This is a genomic window from Fluviirhizobium alvei (assembly GCF_030551875.1).
GTDB lineage: Bacteria > Pseudomonadota > Alphaproteobacteria > Rhizobiales > Rhizobiaceae > Rhizobium_E > Rhizobium_E alvei.
Window position 1 is genome coordinate 53,402 of record NZ_JAUOZU010000014.1, and the last position, 20,009, is coordinate 73,410.

15 protein-coding genes are annotated in these 20,009 nt (G+C 61.5%); 9 read left to right on the forward strand and 6 right to left on the reverse strand.

Annotation, left to right across the window (positions count from 1 at the left end):
* Positions 1-12: 12 nt before the first annotated feature.
* The 4 genes from Q4481_RS18435 to Q4481_RS18450 all read left to right on the forward strand — a co-directional run bounded on the left by Q4481_RS18435 (position 13) and on the right by Q4481_RS18450 (position 4,572).
* On the forward strand, positions 13-960 hold the full coding sequence (locus tag Q4481_RS18435; RefSeq protein ID WP_304377872.1) for an ABC transporter substrate-binding protein: 948 nt from the start codon (positions 13-15) through the stop codon (positions 958-960).
* Positions 960-1,970: a FecCD family ABC transporter permease gene (locus Q4481_RS18440; protein WP_304377873.1), complete on the forward strand. Its 1,011-nt coding sequence runs from the start codon at positions 960-962 to the stop codon at positions 1,968-1,970. The genes Q4481_RS18435 and Q4481_RS18440 overlap by 1 nt, the downstream gene beginning before the upstream one ends.
* A gap of 90 nt (positions 1,971-2,060) precedes the next feature.
* Positions 2,061-2,969, forward strand: coding sequence for an HD-GYP domain-containing protein (locus Q4481_RS18445; protein ID WP_304377874.1), 909 nt, complete (start codon positions 2,061-2,063; stop codon positions 2,967-2,969).
* Between the two features lie 424 nt (positions 2,970-3,393).
* Positions 3,394-4,572, forward strand: a complete 1,179-nt coding sequence (locus Q4481_RS18450; RefSeq protein WP_304377875.1) for an iron-containing alcohol dehydrogenase — start codon at positions 3,394-3,396, stop codon at positions 4,570-4,572.
* A gap of 73 nt (positions 4,573-4,645) precedes the next feature.
* Here Q4481_RS18450 and Q4481_RS18455 read toward each other — a convergent pair whose 3' ends face one another.
* From Q4481_RS18455 to Q4481_RS18465, 3 genes are all read right to left on the reverse strand, one after another.
* A complete protein-coding gene (locus Q4481_RS18455; protein ID WP_304377876.1) occupies positions 4,646-5,305 on the reverse strand; it encodes a TetR/AcrR family transcriptional regulator in 660 nt (219 codons plus the stop codon).
* Between the two features lie 139 nt (positions 5,306-5,444).
* On the reverse strand, positions 5,445-7,094 hold the full coding sequence (locus tag Q4481_RS18460) for an AMP-binding protein (RefSeq protein ID WP_304377877.1): 1,650 nt from the start codon (positions 7,092-7,094) through the stop codon (positions 5,445-5,447).
* Between the two features lie 62 nt (positions 7,095-7,156).
* Positions 7,157-9,079, reverse strand: coding sequence for a flavin-containing monooxygenase (locus Q4481_RS18465; RefSeq protein WP_304377878.1), 1,923 nt, complete (start codon positions 9,077-9,079; stop codon positions 7,157-7,159).
* Positions 9,080-9,222: 143 nt separating this feature from the next.
* Here Q4481_RS18465 and Q4481_RS18470 point away from each other — a divergent pair, with 143 nt between their 5' ends.
* From Q4481_RS18470 to Q4481_RS18490, 5 genes are all read left to right on the forward strand, one after another.
* Complete coding sequence (locus tag Q4481_RS18470; RefSeq protein WP_304377879.1) at positions 9,223-10,536, forward strand: serine hydrolase domain-containing protein; 1,314 nt, start codon at positions 9,223-9,225, stop codon at positions 10,534-10,536.
* Positions 10,537-10,548: 12 nt separating this feature from the next.
* Entirely contained in the window at positions 10,549-11,298 is a 750-nt protein-coding gene (locus Q4481_RS18475; protein ID WP_304377880.1) for an SDR family NAD(P)-dependent oxidoreductase, read from the forward strand.
* A 9-nt stretch (positions 11,299-11,307) separates the two neighbouring features.
* Positions 11,308-12,489, forward strand: coding sequence for an acetyl-CoA C-acyltransferase (locus Q4481_RS18480; RefSeq protein ID WP_304377881.1), 1,182 nt, complete (start codon positions 11,308-11,310; stop codon positions 12,487-12,489).
* A 271-nt stretch (positions 12,490-12,760) separates the two neighbouring features.
* The gene (locus Q4481_RS18485) at positions 12,761-13,369 is read left to right on the forward strand and encodes a hypothetical protein (RefSeq protein WP_304377882.1); all 609 of its coding nucleotides are present in this window, start codon (positions 12,761-12,763) and stop codon (positions 13,367-13,369) included.
* A gap of 61 nt (positions 13,370-13,430) precedes the next feature.
* Positions 13,431-15,368, forward strand: coding sequence for a methyl-accepting chemotaxis protein (locus Q4481_RS18490; protein WP_304377883.1), 1,938 nt, complete (start codon positions 13,431-13,433; stop codon positions 15,366-15,368).
* Positions 15,369-15,511: 143 nt separating this feature from the next.
* On the opposite strand, the gene Q4481_RS18495 is transcribed toward Q4481_RS18490, so the two are convergent.
* The 3 genes from Q4481_RS18495 to Q4481_RS18505 are packed head-to-tail and all read right to left on the reverse strand — an operon-like array spanning position 15,512 to position 20,005.
* Positions 15,512-16,891 carry a sensor histidine kinase gene (locus tag Q4481_RS18495; protein WP_304377884.1) on the reverse strand — a complete coding sequence of 460 codons (1,380 nt, stop codon included), beginning with the start codon at positions 16,889-16,891 and terminating at the stop codon, positions 15,512-15,514.
* Positions 16,875-18,326 carry a sigma-54-dependent transcriptional regulator gene (locus Q4481_RS18500; RefSeq protein ID WP_304377885.1) on the reverse strand — a complete coding sequence of 484 codons (1,452 nt, stop codon included), beginning with the start codon at positions 18,324-18,326 and terminating at the stop codon, positions 16,875-16,877. The genes Q4481_RS18495 and Q4481_RS18500 overlap by 17 nt, the downstream gene beginning before the upstream one ends.
* Positions 18,323-20,005, reverse strand: a complete 1,683-nt coding sequence (locus tag Q4481_RS18505) for an enoyl-CoA hydratase-related protein (protein WP_304377886.1) — start codon at positions 20,003-20,005, stop codon at positions 18,323-18,325. Before Q4481_RS18505 ends, Q4481_RS18500 begins: the two co-directional genes overlap by 4 nt.
* Between the last annotated feature and the right edge of the window lie 4 nt (positions 20,006-20,009).

Here is a 20,009-nt window from a genome sequence, read left to right on the forward strand (position 1 = left end):
ACAGGAGTTTTCATGAAGCGCCTTATTCTGGCTTCGCTGCTTTCCCTCGCTGCATCGAGCGCATTTGCCTTTCCGGTGACGGTGGAAAGCTGCGGTACGCCGATCACCTTTGACGCGGCACCCAAGCGCGCCGTCATCCAGGACATCAACATGTCGAAGATGGCATTCGCCCTTGGCCTGCAGCCGTCGATTGTCGGCGTTGCCGGCATTTCCGGCTGGTACAAGCTGGACGATACGTTCAAGGCGCAGCAAGGCTCTATCCCGGAACTGTCGCCGAAATATGCGTCGATGGAGAATATCCTCGCCGCCAATCCGGATTTCTTCTTCGCCGGCTGGTACTATGGCATGAAGCCGGGTGGCGAAGTGACGCCGGACACGCTGGCGCCGCACGGCATCAAGACGCTGGTCTTGACCGAGAGCTGCGTCCATCTCGACAAGAACCGTCCGGCTGCCTCGATGGATCTGCTGTTCGGCGATATCGAGAAGCTCGGAAAGATCTTCGGCAAGGATGCCGAAGCCGAAAAGCTGGTCTCCGGCTGGAAGGCGGAACTGGCCGAGATCAAGACCAAGGTCGGCGACAAGGGCGGTTCGCGCGTGTTCCTCTATGATTCCGGCGAGGACAAGCCGTTCACGGCCGGCAAATTTGCCATCACCACCGCCATGATTGCCGCTGCCGGCGGCGAAAACATCATGTCCGACATGGAAACCAGCTGGGGTACGACCGACTGGGAATCCGTTGCCGCCCGCAATCCGGAATTCCTCGTTCTCCTCGATTACCAGGATGGTGCCGGCTACCGCAAACTGCTCGATTTCCTCAAGGCCCATCCGGCCATGAAGGAAACCGATGCCGTGAAGAACGAACGTTTCGTGGCGCTTCGTTATGAAGAACTGACCCCGGGTCCGGACAATATCGCGGCGATCGGCAAGATTGCCAGGGCGCTGCATCCCGAAGCATTCTGATGGTGAAACCGACCTTCACCGTGGCAATGTCGGCGGCCCTTCTGGCCGTCGTCCTTCTGGCCTGCCTTTCGGTCGCTTATGGTTCGACCGTCATTCCGATCGATGAGGTCCTGTCTGCACTTGCCCGCGCCACCGGGCTGGCACCAGAAGCGGTTGCGGGACCGATCGACCGGATCGTCGTCGATCTCAGGCTGCCGCGCGCCATCCTGGCGATCGCGGTCGGGGCCGGTCTCGGCGTGGTGGGTCTGCTGTTGCAGACCGTCACCCGCAATGACCTCGCCGATCCGTTCCTGTTCGGTCTTTCGGCGGGTGCCGCCGCCGGTGCCGTTGCCGTCATCACCCGTATCGGCGATGCGGTGGGAACCTTGACCCTGCCCTTGGCTGCCTTTGCCGGCGGCATGTGTGCGACCTTCGTGGTGCTTCTCCTCATTCAGCGCACCCGTGGCCACGGGCCCGAACGGCTGATCCTGGCCGGGCTTGCCGTCTCCTTCCTCTTTACCGCCCTCACCAACTATCTCGTCTTTTCCGGCGATCAGCGCGCTGCCCATTCGGTGCTGTTCTGGACCATGGGCGGGCTGGGTCTCGCGAACTGGCAGAATATCGGCATCGGCATTGCCGGGGCGATGCTGGCGCTCGTCTATGCGCTTGTGCGTCATCGCAAGCTCGATGCGTTGCTGGGCGGCGAGCAGACCGCCGAGAGCCTCGGTGTGCCGGTAACGCAGCTACGCACGGTTACCTTCGTCGTCTCGAGCTTTGCAACGGCACTTCTCGTCTCGGTCGCGGGCGTGATCGGCTTCATCGGACTGATGGTTCCCCACATTGCCCGCCCGCTCGCCGGTCCCCTCCATCTAAGGCTTGCATTGCTTTCGGCCCTCCTCGGTGCCGGCCTTCTACTCGGCAGCGATCTTCTGGCGCGAACCATCCTGCCGCCGCAGGAGCTTCCTGTTGGCGTCATCACCAGTTCCATCGGAGCGCTGTTCGTCATCGCCACACTGCTGCGCCGTCGCTGATCGAACCGAAGAAAAAATGGATTACCCACTGTTTTAGGACATTTTTCATGAATCTGAGTCTTAGATCGCGTTCTGGGACCGGAGATCCGAATGCTTGTGCATATTGCCAAGGAGCAGCTTAAACCGGGAATGTTCGTTGAGGCCGTCGAGTGCCCCGTCGCCGAGTTTTCGCGCCGCCGCTTTCTTCTGACCGACCCTTCGGAACTGGCCGCGATTCAGGCAACCTCAGCTGTCAAGGTTCTCATCAACACGCGTGCCGGCCAATCAAAGCCGCGACAAAGCGCGTCCAAACGCGTGATGCAGGACGATCCGGTCCTGGCTGCAGCTGCACCTGAATTGCTGCAGAACACGGTCACCCAACTGAAGGAAAGCATCGGCGACCTCCGGGAAAACCAGACCGTCGATATGGACAGGATCGTCCCGGCGGCCGCCATCATGCAGAATCTCGCTGTCGAAGCTCCCAATGCCTTCCAGCAGCTCAGTCGCATGCGGACTAAGAACGAGAGCACCTTTCAGCATTCGATCGCGGTCGGTGGCCTGATGGCACAGGTCGGCAACAAGCTCGGCTACGATATCGAGATGCAGCAGGAGCTAGCGACTGCCGGCCTCTTGCATGATATCGGCAAGAATCTCATGCCCAACAGCATTCTCGACAAGAACGGCCGGTTGACCCAGGAAGAACTCGTCGCGATGCGGCAACATCCCACGCTCGGCTATGATCTGCTGCTACGGCAACCGGAGATCTCCGAGATCATTCTCGATGTCTGTCATCTCCATCATGAATCGCTGGATGGCAAGGGCTACCCTCTCGGCCTCAAGGGCCGCCAGATCAGCATGCCGGTACGCATCGCAACGGTGTGCGACGTCTTCGATGCGCTCACCTCGCTTCGGCCCTACAAGAAGCCCTGGACGACACAGGATGCGCTGAACTGGATGTTCGAGCGCAGCGAAAAGTTCGATCGCAAGGTGGTTTTAAAACTCGCCGCGACGGTTGGATGACGAGAATGTGCCCGGTGAGGGCCAAATCCTGATACCGGAATCCATCATACTTATTGACCTGTACAGAGCCGAAGCGATGCTTTCTCTGACCGCCGAAAAGCATCAATTATCCCGCAAAAAAGCCGGGAAATCTCTAAGGGTTACGCATTTAGTCCTTCGAGCTGTGGGTACCCTTCAGCGGAGTCGACCGTCATCTTCGAAACATCAAAGCGACCCCGACATGGCTGTTTGGAGACCGCCACGATGGCAGTGGACATGACGAAAACAAAATAAGTCATTTGCTTCATGCAAACGACTTGACAAAATGGGCAAAAATCAAGCTATCTAGCTAAGGCGTTTGCTTTAGATCGCAGCATCGGGAGAGAGTTGCGGGTCCAGTGACCGGCAGAACGCTTTAAAAGCCGTATGGCACCGAGGAGGAAACATGACCGAGTTGAAACAGGGCGTCATCACGCTCACCCACACCGAACGCGTCCACACCGGCATTCCGGCAGGGGAAGCCTTGCGCAACGAGGCCGAACAGCTGGGCGCTCGCCGCGTGCTGATCGTCGCCAGCGATACGCTGGCCAAAAAGACCGACGAGATCCGCAAGATCGAAACCCTGCTCGGTGACCGCCATGCCGCCACCTTCACGGGTGTTGCGCCTCATGGTCCCCGGACCGATGTCATCGCCGCCACGGAAGCCGCGCGTGCCGCCAAGGCCGATCTGATCGTTTCGGTTGGCGGTGGTTCGGTGACCGACGTCGCCAAGATCGTGCCGATCATGCTCGCCAACGATGTCCGTACCGCCGAAGAGATGGGCGGCTACCATGTTTATGTCACGCCTGAGGGCGCGCTCGTCAATCCGGATTTCAAGACCCAGGACATTCGCACCATCTGCGTGCCGACAACCCTTTCCGGCGGCGAGTTCAATCCGCTCTCCGGCTCGACCGATCCGGTGACGCGCCACAAGCAGGGCTACAACAAGCCGCTGATGGCGCCGATCGCCGTCGTTCTCGACCCGCGGCTGACCGTGCATACGCCGGAATGGCTGTTCTTCTCGACCGGCGTTCGCGCCCTCGACCATGCGATCGAAACCCTGCAGAGCTTCCAGTCGAATGATTTCTGCGATGGCCTGGCCGAAAGCGCATTGCATCTTCTGACCGAAGGTCTTGCGCGCGTGAAGGCCAATCCGAACGATCTCGAGGCACGCCTGAAGTGCCAGATCGGCGTCTGGCAGTCGATGCTGCCGATCATCGGTGGCGTTCCGATGGGGGCGAGCCATGCGATCGGCCACGTTCTCGGCGGGCTCTGCGATGTTCCGCACGGCTATACGTCCTGCGTCATGTCGCCCTTCGTCCTGCGTTACAACGTGTCGGTCAATGCTGCCCGGCAGGCCCGCATTGCGGCGGCTTTCGGACGGCCCGGCGAATCCGCCGGCGATGTGGTCGACGAGTTCATCACAAAGCTCGGCATGCCGCGCAGCCTTTCGGCGGTCGGCGTTACCGAGGACAAGCTGCAGTCGATTGCCGAATACACGATGCAGGATATCTGGGGCCGGACCAATCCGCGCACCATCAGCCAGCCCTCCGACGTTATGGAAATCCTGCGCGCGGCTGTGTGATCCTATAAAATCAGAAGGGGCCGTCCTGGCCCCTTCCTTGGTCCCTTAGGTCGGGATCAAACTTTGAGCACCCTCAATCGGCAGGGCCAATCAGGCTCGCCGTGAGGCTGTCGATGAGGTTGTCGAGTGCATCGGCCTGGCCCCAGAGGCGACCGCCCGAAGAGGACGCGATGAAGGCTGCTTCGCGCGCCGACAGGCTTGCCTGGGCAAACTGATAGAAGAAGGCGATGCGCTGGTTGAGCACCGCGCGCGGCAGGGCCGGAAGCGCGCGCACGATGTGGTCGATGCAGCGCTGGAAGCTCGGATCGCCCTCATCACCCACTGCAGCCATGAACTTGTCGCGATGATTGAGCTGCATGGCGGAAATGAAGCGCATATGGCCGAAGCCGATGGGCGGCTCGGCAATCTGCTCGGCATCGCCGGTACCGGTCGTCTCGACGCGAACGATGACATCGACGATGTCGCGCACGCCGATTCCTGTCTTGCGCATTTCCAGCGCATCGAGCGCCGCATGGCGTGCCCGACGGGTGCGACGTAAGGCATCGACAACCAGTTCGCGGATCAGATCGTCCTTTGTCCGGAAGTAATAATGGATTCCGGCCGAATTCTTGACGCCGGCGCCGGTCAGGATGCTGCGGATCGAAACACCATCGATGCCGTGCTGGGCAAACAGCCGTATCGCGGTCGCCTTCAGTCGCTCGCGCGTGCCATCATCCTCGGAAATTCCATTCATTGCCTTGCCTTTTCCTGCGCCTGCCGGGTTGGATAGCAAATTCGCGACCCTGTGCAAATCGCCATCCGCGACGTAAGCGCTCTCATGCCGTCATTGCAAAAGGGCACCGGGTGGATCCGGTGCCCCTTTGTAGATCCTGTCAGGAGGCGAAGCGTTCCGCCGTGATGCGAATGCCGGCCTTTTCGCGATCCCAGGTGTCGGCGGTCACGCCCTCGCGGCGCAACTCCTCCTTCATGATCTTGGCGCTCGGTGTCTTGGGCAATTCGCTCATGACGCGGACATAGCGCGGGACCATGAAATAGGGCAGTTCGTGGCGCATGAACTCGGTCAGTTCGATAAGATCGATCGTCTGCCCTGCCTTGGGTGCAAGGCACAGCATCACGTCATCCTCGGTGACCTCGGAAGGGACGCCGATGATGGCCGCTTCCAGAATGGCCGGATGACGCAGGATCAGCCCTTCGAGTTCGAGCGAGGAAATGTTCTCGCCACGGCGACGAATGGAATCCTTGGTCCGGTCGACGAAGAAGAAATCGCCATCCGCATCGCGCCGGAACGCATCGCCGGTATGGAACCAGCCGTTGCGCCAGGCCTTGGCGGTGGCTTCGGGATTCTTGTAGTAGCCCGAATTCATCGCCCAGGGCCGATCCGTGCGGATGATCATCTCACCCACCTGCCCCACCGGCACTTCGCAATCATTGGCATCGACCAGGCGAACCTCGACGCCGGGGCGTACACGACCGCAGGTGCCGCGCTTGGTCGGGTTCTTTTCCGACACGCAGGGCGAGGAAATCTCGGTCATGTTGAAGATCGTGTATAGATCGATGCCGAAGCGCTGCCGGAAGCGTTCGAGTTCCGGCGTGACCGGAACCACGATCGCCTTCTTTAGCCCGTGGCCGCGGTCTTCTTCCGAAGGATCCTGCTTTTCGAGGAAGGTGGCCATGACGCCGAGCAGGAAGGCGACGGTGACGCCATTCTTGCGCACCGAAGACCAGAAGGTCTTGGTGTCGAACCGGTCGACCAGTGCGAAGGAGGCGCCGCGCGCCATCATCACATACATCGGCCCCATGCCGCCGATATGGAACATCGGCGCATTGATGAGGTATCGATCGGTGGAATCCACGAAGGTCCAGGTCTCTGGTCCGGCATTGGAGAAGAGCTGCAGATAGGAGATCAGCACGGCCTTGGATGGGCCTGTCGTGCCGGAAGTGAAGACGATCGCCATCGGGTCCCAGGGCTCGATGGCCCGCGGCGACGCCTGCACCGAACCCGATGCCGGCAACAGCACGTCCTCATAGCGGCTGACCTTCAGGCTGCCGATAGCAATCGGCTCGCCACCCTGGATGATGACATGGTCAAGTGCTGCGGTGGAAATGTCGAGGAGCCGATCGGCCAGACTTGCGTGAACGATCGCAAGTTTCGCATCCGAAAGCGCCACCACATGTTCGAGCAGACCACCCCGGTAGGCAGTGTTCATCGGCACATAGACGGCGCCGATATAGTTGAGCGCGAAGAAGATGCGGATCTGGTCACGATTGTTCGGCATCCAGACCATTACATTGTCGCCCATGGCGACACCCTGGGCCTGCAGTCCGACCGCCGTCTGGCGGACGAGATGCTGAAAGGCGCCGTAGGTCCATTCCTCGCCATTGTCGTCAAATTTCACGAACACCGCCTCGGGTTGTTCGCTTGCCAGCCGGTCGAGCAGCGGCCGTGTGACCAGCCGGTCCGGTGCGGGAATGCGGCTGTCGTGAATAGGCGTGCCTTCCGGCATCGCAATAGCGTCAAACATGTCAATCCTCCCATTGAACATTGGCGTGTAGGCCGACCGCTGTCGAGACGGCCGGTATCTTGTCAGCTGGAAAAAATATAGTCTGCCGGATCGGCGTCGCGCGTCATCCGCCAGAAGTCGTCGTTCCGCCAGGGCGAGATCGCGACAACCCGCCCACGCGAATTGCGGTACCAGTTCTCCGTCCCCTCATGGGTCCAGACCATCCTCCCATGCGCTTCGTCGATCCGGCGATTATAGTCCTCGTAGGTCTCCTCCCGCACTTCGACGGTGCGCGCGCCGGCCTCCACCATCCGTGCAATCACGCTGAAGATGTAGGATGTCTGCAACTCGATGGCCTTGATCATGCTGCCGCCATGGCCGAGCCCGACATTCGGCCCCAGAATGGTGAAAAAGTTCGGGAAGCCGGGAACGGTGGAGCCGATATAGGCGCGCGGATTGTCGCCCTCCCAGACATCGCGCAACTGCTGTCCTTCCTTGCCGGTGATGCTGTAGGAGGACTGCATTTCCGCAGCCTTGAACCCGGTCGCATAGACCAGCACATCGGCGTCGACCCGGGTGCCGTCGCCGGCAATCAGCGTCGAACCTTCAATCTTCGCCAACCGTTGCGGCACAAGCGTCACATTGGGCCGACGCAGGGTCCGGTACCAGCCATTGTCGAGCAGGATACGTTTGCCATAGGGCGGGAAGTTGGGCAGCACGAGATCGAGCAGATCCTGACGATCATCGAGCTCGGCCTTCACATAGTCGGTGAAATGCTGGCGGTGACGATCGTTGATCGCATTGAGCGACAGCTTCGGCTCCGGCCAGTCCGGATCCTTCTGCAAGGACGCATGGATGCGATCGTTGAAGGTCCAGAACTGCCGGATGCGATACCATTCGTGATAGAGCGGCACGGTCTGCAGCAGATAGCGGACCGGATCCGGCACCACCTTGCCGAATTGCGGAAACGGTGCGGCCCACTGCTTGGATCGGGCGAAGATGGTGAGCGACTTGACCTTGGCGGCAATCGCCGGCGCCACCTGCATGCCCGAAGCGCCATTGCCCACCAGCGCCACGCGCTTTCCCGTCACATCGAGCCCTTCGGGCCAGGTGGCGGTGTGGGTTGCGACACCCGTGAACGTCTCGGCACCGGCAATCTCGGGAATCTGCGGCAGGTTGAGAATGCCGACGGCGGACAAAAGGATATCGGCCCGCTCTTCCCGCGCCTTTCCATCGGCGCCCGTTACCGAAACAACCCACTGGCTTGTCTCGGCATCCCAACGCGCCGCCGTGACACGCACGCCGAACTCCGTATGCGGACGCAGGCCGATCTGGTCGGCAACGCCGCGGAAATAATCGAGCAGTTCGCCCTGCAGCGCGAAATAGCGCGACCAGTCATTCTTGGCGAATGAAAAGGTGTAGATGTGGTTCGGCGTATCGACCCCGGCGCCCGGATAGCGGTTCTCGTACCAGGTGCCGCCGAAATCGTCATTCTTCTCGAGAATGCGGAAATCGACCCCGAGACGCTTGAGGTTCCAGCCGGCGCAGATGCCGGAGACGCCGGCGCCGATGACGAGCACCTTGAGACCAGCCGGCATCGGAACTTCCGGGGTCTTGCGATGGGCCGTCAGCCCCATATCTTCGGCGATGATCTCGCCGTAATTCTCCGGCACCGGTTCCGCCATCGAAACGGAGAGCATGCGCGCCAGCTGGGCCGAGTCAGGCGCGGGAATCGCAACCGGACGGCCCTGTTTCCAGGCGAGGATCGCCTCTTCGGCGGCCGAACGAACCTCGTCCTGGATGTTTTCGGGCAGTCCGCCATCGTCATTGTCATCCAGTCCCTTGCCACGCGCCGGGCAATAGGGCGGCTCGAGCCAGCGACTTTCCCCGGTCATCTGATAGAGCACGCTGAGCAGGGAGGGAATGTTGGCGAGCCTGATCCCCTCACGCAGGAGCGCTGCGTCATCGTCGGTCGGAAGCTTCCTCGCTCCGGTTGCTGCGGTCATCAATTTTCCTCCTCCACGCCTTGCCGATTGACGAAATGCAAACAGCTGGCTAAAAACAAGTCAAGCACCTCAAGCAAATGACTTAGCAGCGAGACGCGCTTCTTGCAACCCGCTTTTAACAAAGGGCAAGTCAGCTACATTGCTTGGGGAAGGCGGGCGGACCCAACCGGTTTACCCGCAAGGCTCGAAAGGGAGGATCGAACCTGACACAGAACGCGCAAGAATGGCGTCGGACCATAGAGGTAGCCGGCGACGGTCAGCCGTCTGAACAGGAAGCGAGGCTTGTTGTCAGCGGCACGGTGGCGCCCGGCTATGAAGCGATCGCCGAGACGTTTGCCGACAATTTCGCGTGCCGCAATGAGCGTGGCGCCTCGCTCCATATCCGGCATCGCGGCCAGACGATCGTCGATCTTCACGGAGGATGGGCGGATGCTGGCCGGCCATGGACCGAGGAAACGGTCGGCATCATCTTTTCGGCGACAAAGGCGGCCACCGCGCTCTGCATCCATCTCCTCCATGCCCGCGGCAAGCTCGATCTCGATGGACGGGTCGCGGATCACTGGCCGAATTATGGCGTGCATGGCAAGGAAGCAACCACGATCCGGATGGTGCTCGACCATTCGGCGGGCGTTCCTGCCATTCGGGCGCCGCTGCCGGCCCATGCCCTGACCGATCATGATCTGATGGCCGCAGCCATCGCGGCAGAGACGCCGTTCTTTTCACCCGGCAGCCGCACCGCCTATCATCCGGTCACCGGCGGATACATTCTAGCCGAACTTGTCCGGCGGATCGACGGCCGCAGCCTCGGCCGGTTCTTTGCCGAGGAAATCGCTGGCCCGCTCGGCATCGATTTCTGGATCGGCTTGCCCGAGGCGATCGAGCCAAGGGTGGCCCCGATCGAACATTTCCGACCGATGAGGGGTGGGGCGCCAACCGCTTTCGGAACCGCCGTCCGCGAAACCGGCTCCCTGCAAAACCTGTTCTTCTTCAATCACGGCGACTGGATGGCATCCGGCGTCAATACAAGGGCGGGCAGAGCAGCCGAAATCGGTGCCGCCTCTGGCATCACCAATGCACGCGGTCTCGCCGGGCTCTATGATGCCATGCGGCCGGACGGTTCGCTTGGCCTTGGCGAGCGACAGATTACCGGTTTTTCGCAGGCGACATCGGCGACCCATTGCGATGGCATGTTGTTGCAACCCACCCGCTTTGGTCCCGGCTTCATGCTTTCGATGGACAACGACGGCACACCGCCAAGGGGCGACAGTTTCAGGATCGGACCACAAGCATTCGGGCACGTTGGCGCCGGCGGCTCGTTCGGCTTCCGGGATCCTGACCTCGACCTGTCAATGGCCTATACAATGAACCGAATGGGGCCTGGCTTCCTGGTCAATCCGCGCGGCCAAACGCTGATCGACGCCACCTACGCCTGTCTCAACCAGAATTTTCGACGTTAATCCGGAGCTCCAATGAATATTCAAGGCAAAAGCATCATCGTCACCGGCGCCGGGTCAGGCCTCGGCGCCGCCACCGCCCAATGGCTGATCGACCATGGCGCGCAGATTACCATCGCCGATCTCAAGGCACCGGAAACGATGCCGGCAGGGGCCATCTTCGCCCGGACCGACGTGACCTCGCCGGAGGATGCGGCGGGTGCAATATCGGCGGCGAAATCCAGCTTCGGAGCCGTGCACGGGCTCGTCAATTGCGCCGGCATCGCACCTTCGGAGCGGATTGTTGGCCGCTCCGGTGCCCATGATCTTCAGAATTTTGCCCGCACCATCAACATCAATCTCATCGGTAGCTTCAACATGCTCAGGCTTGCAGCCGAAGCGATGCAGGCCAACGATGCGGATGAGAACGGTGAACGCGGTGTGATCGTCAACACGGCCTCCGTTGCGGCTTTCGATGGCCAGATCGGTCAGGCCGGTTACGCAGCCTCCAAGGGCGGCATCGCATCGCTGACACTGCCAGCCGCCCGCGAACTGGCACGCGCGGGCATTCGCGTGCTGGCAATCGCACCCGGTATCTTCGAAACGCCGATGATGGCGGCGATGCCGCAGGCCGTTCAGGATAGTCTCGGCGCGACGGTGCCCTTCCCGGCCCGGCTCGGACGACCAAACGAATATGCAGCCCTTGTCGGCCACATCTTTTCCAATCCCTATCTCAATGGCGAGGTGATCCGCCTCGACGGCGCCCTGCGCATGGCGGCCAAGTAAGGAAAAACCATGACCCAGTCTCTCGATCCGATCGTTATCGTCTCGGCGGTCCGCACCCCCATGGGTGGGCTGCAGGGCGCCTTTGCCGATCTCACCGCCTCCACCCTTGGTGCGGCAGCCATTCGCGCCGCCGTCAACCGGGCCGGCCTTGCCCCCGAGACGATAGAAGAAGTGGTGATGGGCTGCGTTCTGCCCGCCGGACAAGGCCAGGCGCCCGCCCGACAGGCACTGATCGCCGCTGGTCTGCCACTCGCCGCCGGTGCCACCACCATCAACAAGATGTGCGGCTCCGGCATGAAGGCCGTGATGTTCGCCCATGACATGATCCGCGCCGGCTCGGTCGAAATCGCCGTTGCCGGTGGCATGGAATCGATGACCGGCGCGCCCTACCTGCTGCCCAAGGCCCGGTCCGGCTACCGGATGGGCCATGGCCAGGTGATCGATCACATGTTCCTCGATGGGCTCGAAGACGCTTACGATCGCGGCCGCCTGATGGGAACCTTCGCCGAAGATTGCGCCGCCGAAATGGGCTTCAGCCGCGAAAGCCAGGATGCCTTTGCGCTGTCGTCGCTGGAGCGCGCCCGCTCGGCCATCGCCGAAGGCCGGTTTGCCTCCGAAATCGTCGGCGTCGAAACCCGCAACGGGCTTGTCGATATCGACGAGCAGCCGGGTAAGGCCCGACCGGAGAAGATTCCCACTCTGAAGCCCGCCTTCCGCACCGGCGGCACGGTCACGGCCGCCAATTCCTCCTCGATCTCGGATGGCGCTGCGGCTTTGGTCCTGATGCGCGCCTCCGAAGCCGAACGTCGTGGCCTCAATCCCCTCGCCCGGATTCTCGGTCATTCCAGCCATGCGGCAGAGCCCGGCCGCTTCCCCACCGCCCCGATCGGCGCGATGGAAAAGCTCTACGCCAAAACCGGATTGGGCCGAGACGATTTCGACCTCTACGAAATCAATGAAGCCTTTGCCGTCGTCACCATGGCAACGATGAAGGTGCTGGGCCTCGATCATGAACGGGTCAACGTCAATGGCGGCGCCTGCGCGCTCGGCCATCCGATCGGAGCATCCGGCGCCCGTATTCTCGTGACGCTGTTGGCGGCGCTTAAAGCCCGGTCGTTCACACGCGGCATGGCCAGCATCTGCATCGGCGGCGGCGAAGCCACTGCCATCGCGGTGGAGCGCATCGGCTGATCCTGTCAAGAAGGCCTGTTTTCCAGAAACAGGCCTTCTTTCACCGACAGAAAAAGCATGGAACAAATCTAGGCACCCTTGCGGCGACGTCATGTGTACAAGCTTTAGGCGAAAGCACACGCTTAAGGCGTCACCGTAAAGCGAAAGCGCGGAATGCCTGCATATAATCACACCAGATTGCCGAAAAATGCAGCTTTTCTCGTCGAAATTCCGGCATTTTAACCGATCTTTATGAAAGTCCTGAGTTCATGAGCTGTAATAGGAGATGCTCATGAAACCACTTCTTTCGCTTTCCGCCGCCTTGGCATTTTCAACGCTCATGATGACTTCCGCCATGGCGGAACCGCCGAAGCCGGACGTCAAGGCACTGATAACCGAGGCTGTGATCAAGGACATTCAGGGGTTCCTGAAGAATGACATTGTGACAGTTGCGATCGATGCGCAGAACAAGCGCCTATCGAAACTGACCCAGGCCGAAATCGATGCTGCGGACAAACAATGGGTCGAAGAGCGTGAGGCAGACGACAAGCCTCTGATCGCCGCGACTTTGTCCAATCCGCTCTCGGTCTATCTCAACCGCATCCAGGGCCGGTCGCTCGGACTTTACGCCGAAATCTTCATCATGGACCAGAACGGTCTCAATGTAGGCCAGAGCTCGATTACCAAGGATTTCTGGCAGGGTGACGAAGACAAGTTCCAGAAGACCTTCCAGGTGAGCAAAGACGCGATCTTCATCGATGAGGCGGAATGGGACGACGAGGCAAAGATCTGGCGCGCGCAGGTCAATTTCACGCTGACAGATCCGAGTGGCGCGACCCCGATCGGCGCGGCGACCGTCGAGCTTAACCTCACCGAGCTTGCCAGACGCGCTTCTTCCTGAGCTGACGGGATGGGGTCAAAGTCCCCGTTTCGCGTGAACAACCCAACATTCGGACAGATCCATGCTCAAGAACATCTCCGTCAGCGTTAAGGGCTTCGCCGCCTTCGGCATTCTGGCACTGCTCGCCATCGGCTCGAATTCGCTGGTCTACCTGCAGGCGCTCAACGCCGAGCAAGCCGTGGACAACAATCTTCTGGTCAACAGCATCGTCGACAAGAGCGGCGAACTTGCCGATGTCGTGACCGGCGCCAATCTTGCGGCCAAGAACTTCCTTCTGACCGGCGACCGCGATTACGTGAAAGCCTATGAAGAAACCGCGGCCCGTTTCGACACCGAGGCCGATGCGCTTTCCAAGATGCTCGCCGACAACCTGTCGGATCAGAGTGCCACATTCTCTGAAGCCCGCGGCGCCATCGACGAATGGCGCAAGGGCGTCATCGCCCGTCAGTTCCTCGCCATGCGCGATCCTTCGACCGTCGAACTCGCCCGCGCTCTTGAACTGACAGGCGAAGGCAAGCAGAAGCTCGATACGTTCGCGGCCAAGCTCGGCGAGGTCAAGGCAGCGCTCAACAGCCGAGCCACGGCTGCATCCGAGACCCAGGCATCCGCACTCACGAGCATGGAAACAATCAACCTGATCGCGGCGCTTGCGGCGGTTCTGGCCGCAACGCTGATGGGCATTCTCAATTTCAGCCTCGTGTCGCGTCCCCTCGGCAAGATCTCCGACATCCTTTCGCGACTGGCTGCCGGTGACACCAACGTTCCCCATCTTGAACTCGGCAAGGACGAGATTGGCCGCATGGCCGAAACCGTCAAGGTGTTCCGCGAAGCGGCTATCGCCAACAAGCGTCTCGAAAGCGAGGCCGAGGAAAACCGCCGGAAGGCCGAGGCCGATCGCATCGCGGCCCAGGAACGGGCCGAACAGGAGGCCGGAGAGCGCCTGCGAGCTGCGACATCGGGGCTCGCCGCCGGCCTCAAGCGTCTGGCCTCGGGCGATCTGTCCTTCCAGCTCACCGAGCCCTTCTCTCCCGAGTTCGAAGCGCTGCGCAACGACTTCAATCTCTCTGTCGAGCAGCTGAACACCACTCTGTCGAACGTCATCAGCAGTATCTCCAACATCGAGAACGGTTCGCAGGAAATCGCAACCAGCGCCAACGACCTGTCGCGTCGCACCGAGCAGCAGGCGGCAGCGCTCGAGGAAACTGCAGCAGCCGTTGAGGAAATCACGTCCAACGTGGCGAACTCGACCAAGCGGACCGAAGAAGCCCGAGGCGTTGCCTCGCGCGCCAATACGGCGGCCAACCAGTCTTCGGAAGTGGTCAGCCATGCCGAAGAAGCGATGCGCCGGATCGAGACGAGCTCGCAGCAGATCTCCAACATCATCGGCGTGATCGACGAGATCGCCTTCCAGACCAACCTGCTGGCGTTGAATGCCGGCGTTGAAGCGGCGCGCGCCGGTGAAGCCGGCAAGGGCTTTGCAGTCGTTGCTCAGGAAGTGCGTGAACTCGCCCAGCGTTCGGCCAATGCCGCCAAGGAAATCAAGGCCTTGATCCAGAACTCGTCGACGGAAGTGGCAGGCGGTGTCGATCTCGTTCGCAAGGCCAGCGACGCGCTGCGCACCATCGGCAGCTATATTTCCGAGATGAATGTCCATATGGATGCCATCGCCGTCTCCGCCAAGGAACAGGCCACCGGCCTTTCCGAGGTCAACCACGCCGTCAACTCCATGGACCAGACCACGCAGCAGAATGCGGCCATGGTCGAGGAATCCACCGCAGCTTCGGCAACGCTCGCCAGCGAAGCGCAGCACCTCAAGGAACTGGTCAACCAGTTCAAGCTCGACCAGCGGGCGGCGATGCAGCCAGCCGAAACGCTGCGCCAGGTCGCCCGCACCATGGCCCGGCCGAGCCACGCCCCGGCAGCAAAGACGCATTCAGCCCAACCTGCCCGCCGGGTCGCGAACGGCACCAGCGCATCCCAGAGCTGGGAAGAGTTCTAAGACAGGTCCGGGAGGCAGCACGCATCGGCGCGGCGCTCTTTCGATCAAAACCGCGAACGGGCCATCCATCGGGTGGCCCGTTCTCTTTTCAGGCGCGCCTCGCGACAGGAGATCGCCATTCCGAGATTTTCAAAGAGGTCGGATCAGACAGCGGAAGGAGACGCCGGCAGCAGAACCTGAAACTCCGCCCCTCCGCCGGCACGATTGCGAACGCTGATCTCTCCATCATAATCCTGTATGATGGTGAAGGTGATCCAGAGACCGAGCCCGGTACCCTCGCCGACCGGCTTGGTGGTGAAGAAGGGTTCGAAGATCTTGCTGCGCTCTTCGTCCGAAATACCCGGCCCATTGTCCGAGACCAGCAATTCCACCATCGCCCCGGTCGATTTGGCGCGCAGATGCACCCGCCCGTCGGTCCGGTCGGCAACGGCAAAAAGCGCATTGTCGATCAGATTGACCACCACCTGGTGAATGCGTCCCTCATGAGCCTCGACGAAAAGGCCGGGCTCGCTGTCGATCGTCACCTCAGCTCGCGAATTCTTGGCGCGGATGGCGAGCTGGACCGAATTTCGCAGCACACGATCGAGATCGACCGTATGGCGCTCGCCGCTCTCACTGAAGGAGAGCCGGCGCAGGTTCTTGACGATATCGCTGACCCTGTCCGCCCCCTCGATCGTTCCTTCGAGAAGCGGCGCAATATCGGCGAGAATGGCATCGATCTTCAGCCGCTTGCGCTGTTCGGCGATCGCGTCGTCACCCGCACCCGCATGAACCGAATTCAGGTAGGTGACCAGATTCTTGCGGTAGCGATCGAGCGTATAGATGTTGGCATAAACGAAGGAAATCGGGTTGTTGAGTTCGTGGGCGACGCCGGCGACGAGCCGGCCAAGGCTTGCCATCTTTTCCTGCTCGATCAGGCGCCGCTGGGCCTGCTGCAGTTCGAGATGGGCCTGGTGGAGATCCTGATAGGCCTGCCGCAATTCGCTGATCGGCCGGCCGGTGAGCACGGCCCCCGACCGGCGGCGGCGGCCATCGAACAGGGCTGCACAGCGCATGGCGAGGCATTCTTCGCGCGCTTGCGCCGTCCTGAAATGCAGATCGCCCTCGAGCACCCTGCCCTGCTGGCCGGCACTCATCAGCCGTTCGGCCTCCTTGCGGTCGGCCTCGATGACATAGTCGAAGATGCGGGTGCCGATGACCCTGGCCTCGTCCAGCCCCACCAGGCTGAGAAAGGCCGGATTGACCTTGCGGATGACGCCATCGCTGCCGCAGGCAATCAGAATGTCGGAAACAGAGGCTATGACGCTCGAAATGAAGGTCTGTGCCTCCTCGAGCTCGGCATTCTTGCGCTCGAGATCGGTCTCGTTGCGCAACAGTTCGGAATAGACCTCGTCCATGCGGTGGATCACATCCACCCACATGGATTCGCTCGAACCGTCGAGCGCGAACATGCCCGGCAGCGAGACCTTGCTGATCAGGTCCGCGCCGGCGCCTCGTTCGGTCTTGTCAGTCAGTTTCGTCATCCCGATAGCGCCTCAGGTCATAGCGCTCGATCTTGCTCCGCAAACCGACGCGCGACAAGCCCAGTTCGTCGGCACTACGGCTGATATTGCCGTCATGACGCATCAGCGCCGCCTCGATGGCCGCCTTTTCCACCTCCGCCACGATATCCTTGAGCTGCCGTGCCTCCCCGGCCGGAACCACAGCAGCCGTCTCGCCATTGCGGATCGCCGGCGACAGAAGATCGGGCGCCAGCGGCGCATTGCCCTCCGAGAGCACCGTCATCCGCTGGATCTCGTTGTGCAGTTCGCGCACGTTACCCGGCCAGCCATAGGCCGCCATCAGGTCGAGCGTGCGGGGATGAAAGCCACTGACCTGGCGGTTGAAGGACTGGTTGATCTGGGTGAGGATGCGGGCCGCGATCGCGGGAATATCCTGCACCCGATCGCGCAGAGCCGGCATGTGGATCGGGAAGGCCGCCAGACGATAATAGAGATCGCGGCGGAAGCGGCCGGCGGCAACCTCGGCCAGAAGATCGCGGTTGGTGGCGGCAATGACGCGGACATTGACCTTGCGGGGCCGCTGCGCGCCCAGCGGACGGATCTCGCCTTCCTGCAGCACGCGCAGGAGTTTGACCTGAAAGGCCGGCGAGGTTTCGCCGATTTCGTCGAGAAAGATCGTGCCATTGTCGGCAAGCTCGAACAGGCCGATCCGGTCCTGGTAGGCGCCGGTATAGGCGCCCTTCTTGCAACCGAACAATTCGCTTTCGAGCAGATCATCGGGAAGCGCGCCGCAATTCTCGACGACGAAAGACTTTTCCGCCCGCGACGATTCCTGATGGATCGCGCGCGCCAGAAGCTCCTTGCCGGTACCGGAGGCGCCAGTGACCAGGACCGACACATCGTAACGCGCCGCCCGACGGGCGAGCGAAATCGCATCGACCAGCGGGCTGTCATTGCGATGGATGATGCGATCGAAACCGAAGGACTGGCTCTGGCTGCGACGGCGGTCGCTGATGACCTTCTGCAGCGCCTCGCTGGCCGGCTTCACCTCTATGCGCATATCGGTGACTTCATGCTGGAGCCGCCAGAGATTGGCACTCTCGCGAACGCAATCGATCAGCTTGTCGGGGCTCCAGGGCTTGGTGATATACTGGTAAATGCCCGCATTGTTGACGCCTTCGATTATATCGGCGGAATCGGTGTAGCCCGAAATGATGATGCGGATCGTATCGGGCCAGAGTTCCCGTACCCGCTTGAGAAATTCGACGCCGGATTCGCCGGGCATGCGCTGATCGCAGAGAATGACCTGCACCATCTCGCCTTCGAGAACTTCCTCGGCCTCGCGGGCATTGCGGGCACCGATGACCTCGAACTCGTCCGACAGGACGCGCTGGATCGCCTCGATCGAGCGGATTTCGTCATCGACAACCAGAACGGTCGCGTGCGGATTGCTCATCCCATGGTCCTCCTCATGCCGATATCGCCGCCTGCCCGGTGGAGCGCCAGCGTTGCCGGCGTCCGTGATTTGGGCGTCTTGCGAATGAAATTGTAGCGGGCAACATGGTAGCTCGGATCAAAGCCATAGAAATTGCGCCGCATGCGTTTCAGTTCCTCCTCCCGATAGGCCGCAAGCGGCTTTTCGGCCTCATCACGCGCCCGGCGCGCGCGCTTGGCGGCAATCCGTTCGGCGATCTCCCCGGATGCAGCGAGCTCGGTTGCCGCCTGAAGCAGGTCCCGATCCGCCGCAACGATTATACCGGGTAACCGGCGCGTTGCGAGCCCGAGTTCGATCGCTTCATCGATCCCCATCGGCAAGCGCGCCTGTGTCACGATACCCGCGCGTTCGGCGCCGATGCGGGCCGGCAACAGATAGGTCCAGTATTCCGAACCATAGAGATTGCCCATATCCTTGTAGTGCGGATTGAGGATCACCCCTTCCCGCATCCACACCTCGTCGGCGGCCAGCGACAGGAATACCCCACCGGCACCTGCATTGCCGGTAACAGCCGCAATCACCAGCCGATCATCGGTTTCGATGATCGCCTGAACGAGATCGTTCATCGCGTTGATATTGGCCCAGGATTCATCCGCCGCACTGTCCGCGCTTTCGATGATGCCGAGATGGATGCCGTTCGACCAGCAATCGGCGTCGCCCCTGAGGACGAGAACGGAGGTGGGGCGCTGACGTGCCGCCAGGATTGCCGCGCGTAGAGCATTGCAGTCGGCCGTCGACATCGCGCCATTGTGAAAACGGAAATCGAGGAAGCCGACACCCGCCACCTCTTGGTACCGGCAGGGCTCGGGACCCGGAAGCTCCGGCAGGTCCTTGGCCTCAGCGCCGAGAAGCCGGATCGCCGGTAATTTGAGGCTGCTCCTCTGCGGCCTGCGAAGATGGCCGATCCAGAGCGCGCCGTCGCGAAAGGCCATAGCCAGGGAACCGCCCGATCTTGCAAGCAATGCGCCTGGCTCGCCCGACAGGCCTTCGGCCTCGCTGGCATCGAAGACCAGATAATCCTCGCCGCCAATGACCAGCGCAGCACCCGGATCGCCATCCGAGGCGTGAACGACGTGAAGTGCCTCGGCAATCGTCTGGCGGGCCGGATCAAGCGTCCGATCGGAACGCCGGCAGGCACGTCGCTCACGGCCCTGGCCCCAGTTTGCTTCCATCGCCGGACCCTGCCCGGATCCGATCCGCTCGATGGCTTCGAACGTGCAGGCGACGGCCGCTTCGGTGACTTCGTGCCGATAGAGGCTGGATTTGCGCGCCAAACGCATCGGGAACTCGCGCCAGGCCCAGACCGGCCCGGCATCCATCTCCTCGCGCGCTTCGATCAGCGTCACGCCCCATTGGCTTTCGCCTTCGAGAATAGCCCAGTCGAGCGCATGCGGTCCGCGATCACCCCGAATACCGGGATGGACGATCAGCGACCGTGTCTTGCGCCAGATATCGGCCGGGATCGGCCGCTTGAGGAAAGGAGCAAGGATGAGATCCGGCGCAAACAGCGCCACGGCCTCCCGCGTCAGATCGTCATGGATATCGAGCTCGACCGAGACGACATGTCCCGCCCGCCGGAGATCGACATGCAGCCGCTGCGAAAGCGAGTTGAAGCTGTGGCAGAGAAGCAGGATGCGCATCGCC

Bases quoted from the DNA above. Each gene is read 5' to 3' on its own strand.
- Q4481_RS18435 (WP_304377872.1), top strand. From the start codon at position 13: ATGAAGCGCCTTATTCTGGCTTCGCTGCTTTCCCTCGCTGCATCGAGC.
- Q4481_RS18440 (WP_304377873.1), top strand. From the start codon at position 960: ATGGTGAAACCGACCTTCACCGTGGCAATGTCGGCGGCCCTTCTGGCC.
- Q4481_RS18445 (WP_304377874.1), top strand. From the start codon at position 2,061: ATGCTTGTGCATATTGCCAAGGAGCAGCTTAAACCGGGAATGTTCGTT.
- Q4481_RS18450 (WP_304377875.1), top strand. From the start codon at position 3,394: ATGACCGAGTTGAAACAGGGCGTCATCACGCTCACCCACACCGAACGC.
- Q4481_RS18455 (WP_304377876.1), bottom strand. From the start codon at position 5,305: ATGAATGGAATTTCCGAGGATGATGGCACGCGCGAGCGACTGAAGGCG.
- Q4481_RS18460 (WP_304377877.1), bottom strand. From the start codon at position 7,094: ATGTTTGACGCTATTGCGATGCCGGAAGGCACGCCTATTCACGACAGC.
- Q4481_RS18465 (WP_304377878.1), bottom strand. From the start codon at position 9,079: ATGACCGCAGCAACCGGAGCGAGGAAGCTTCCGACCGACGATGACGCA.
- Q4481_RS18475 (WP_304377880.1), top strand. From the start codon at position 10,549: ATGAATATTCAAGGCAAAAGCATCATCGTCACCGGCGCCGGGTCAGGC.
- Q4481_RS18480 (WP_304377881.1), top strand. From the start codon at position 11,308: ATGACCCAGTCTCTCGATCCGATCGTTATCGTCTCGGCGGTCCGCACC.
- Q4481_RS18485 (WP_304377882.1), top strand. From the start codon at position 12,761: ATGAAACCACTTCTTTCGCTTTCCGCCGCCTTGGCATTTTCAACGCTC.
- Q4481_RS18490 (WP_304377883.1), top strand. From the start codon at position 13,431: ATGCTCAAGAACATCTCCGTCAGCGTTAAGGGCTTCGCCGCCTTCGGC.
- Q4481_RS18495 (WP_304377884.1), bottom strand. From the start codon at position 16,891: ATGACGAAACTGACTGACAAGACCGAACGAGGCGCCGGCGCGGACCTG.
- Q4481_RS18500 (WP_304377885.1), bottom strand. From the start codon at position 18,326: ATGAGCAATCCGCACGCGACCGTTCTGGTTGTCGATGACGAAATCCGC.
- Q4481_RS18505 (WP_304377886.1), bottom strand. From the start codon at position 20,005: ATGCGCATCCTGCTTCTCTGCCACAGCTTCAACTCGCTTTCGCAGCGG.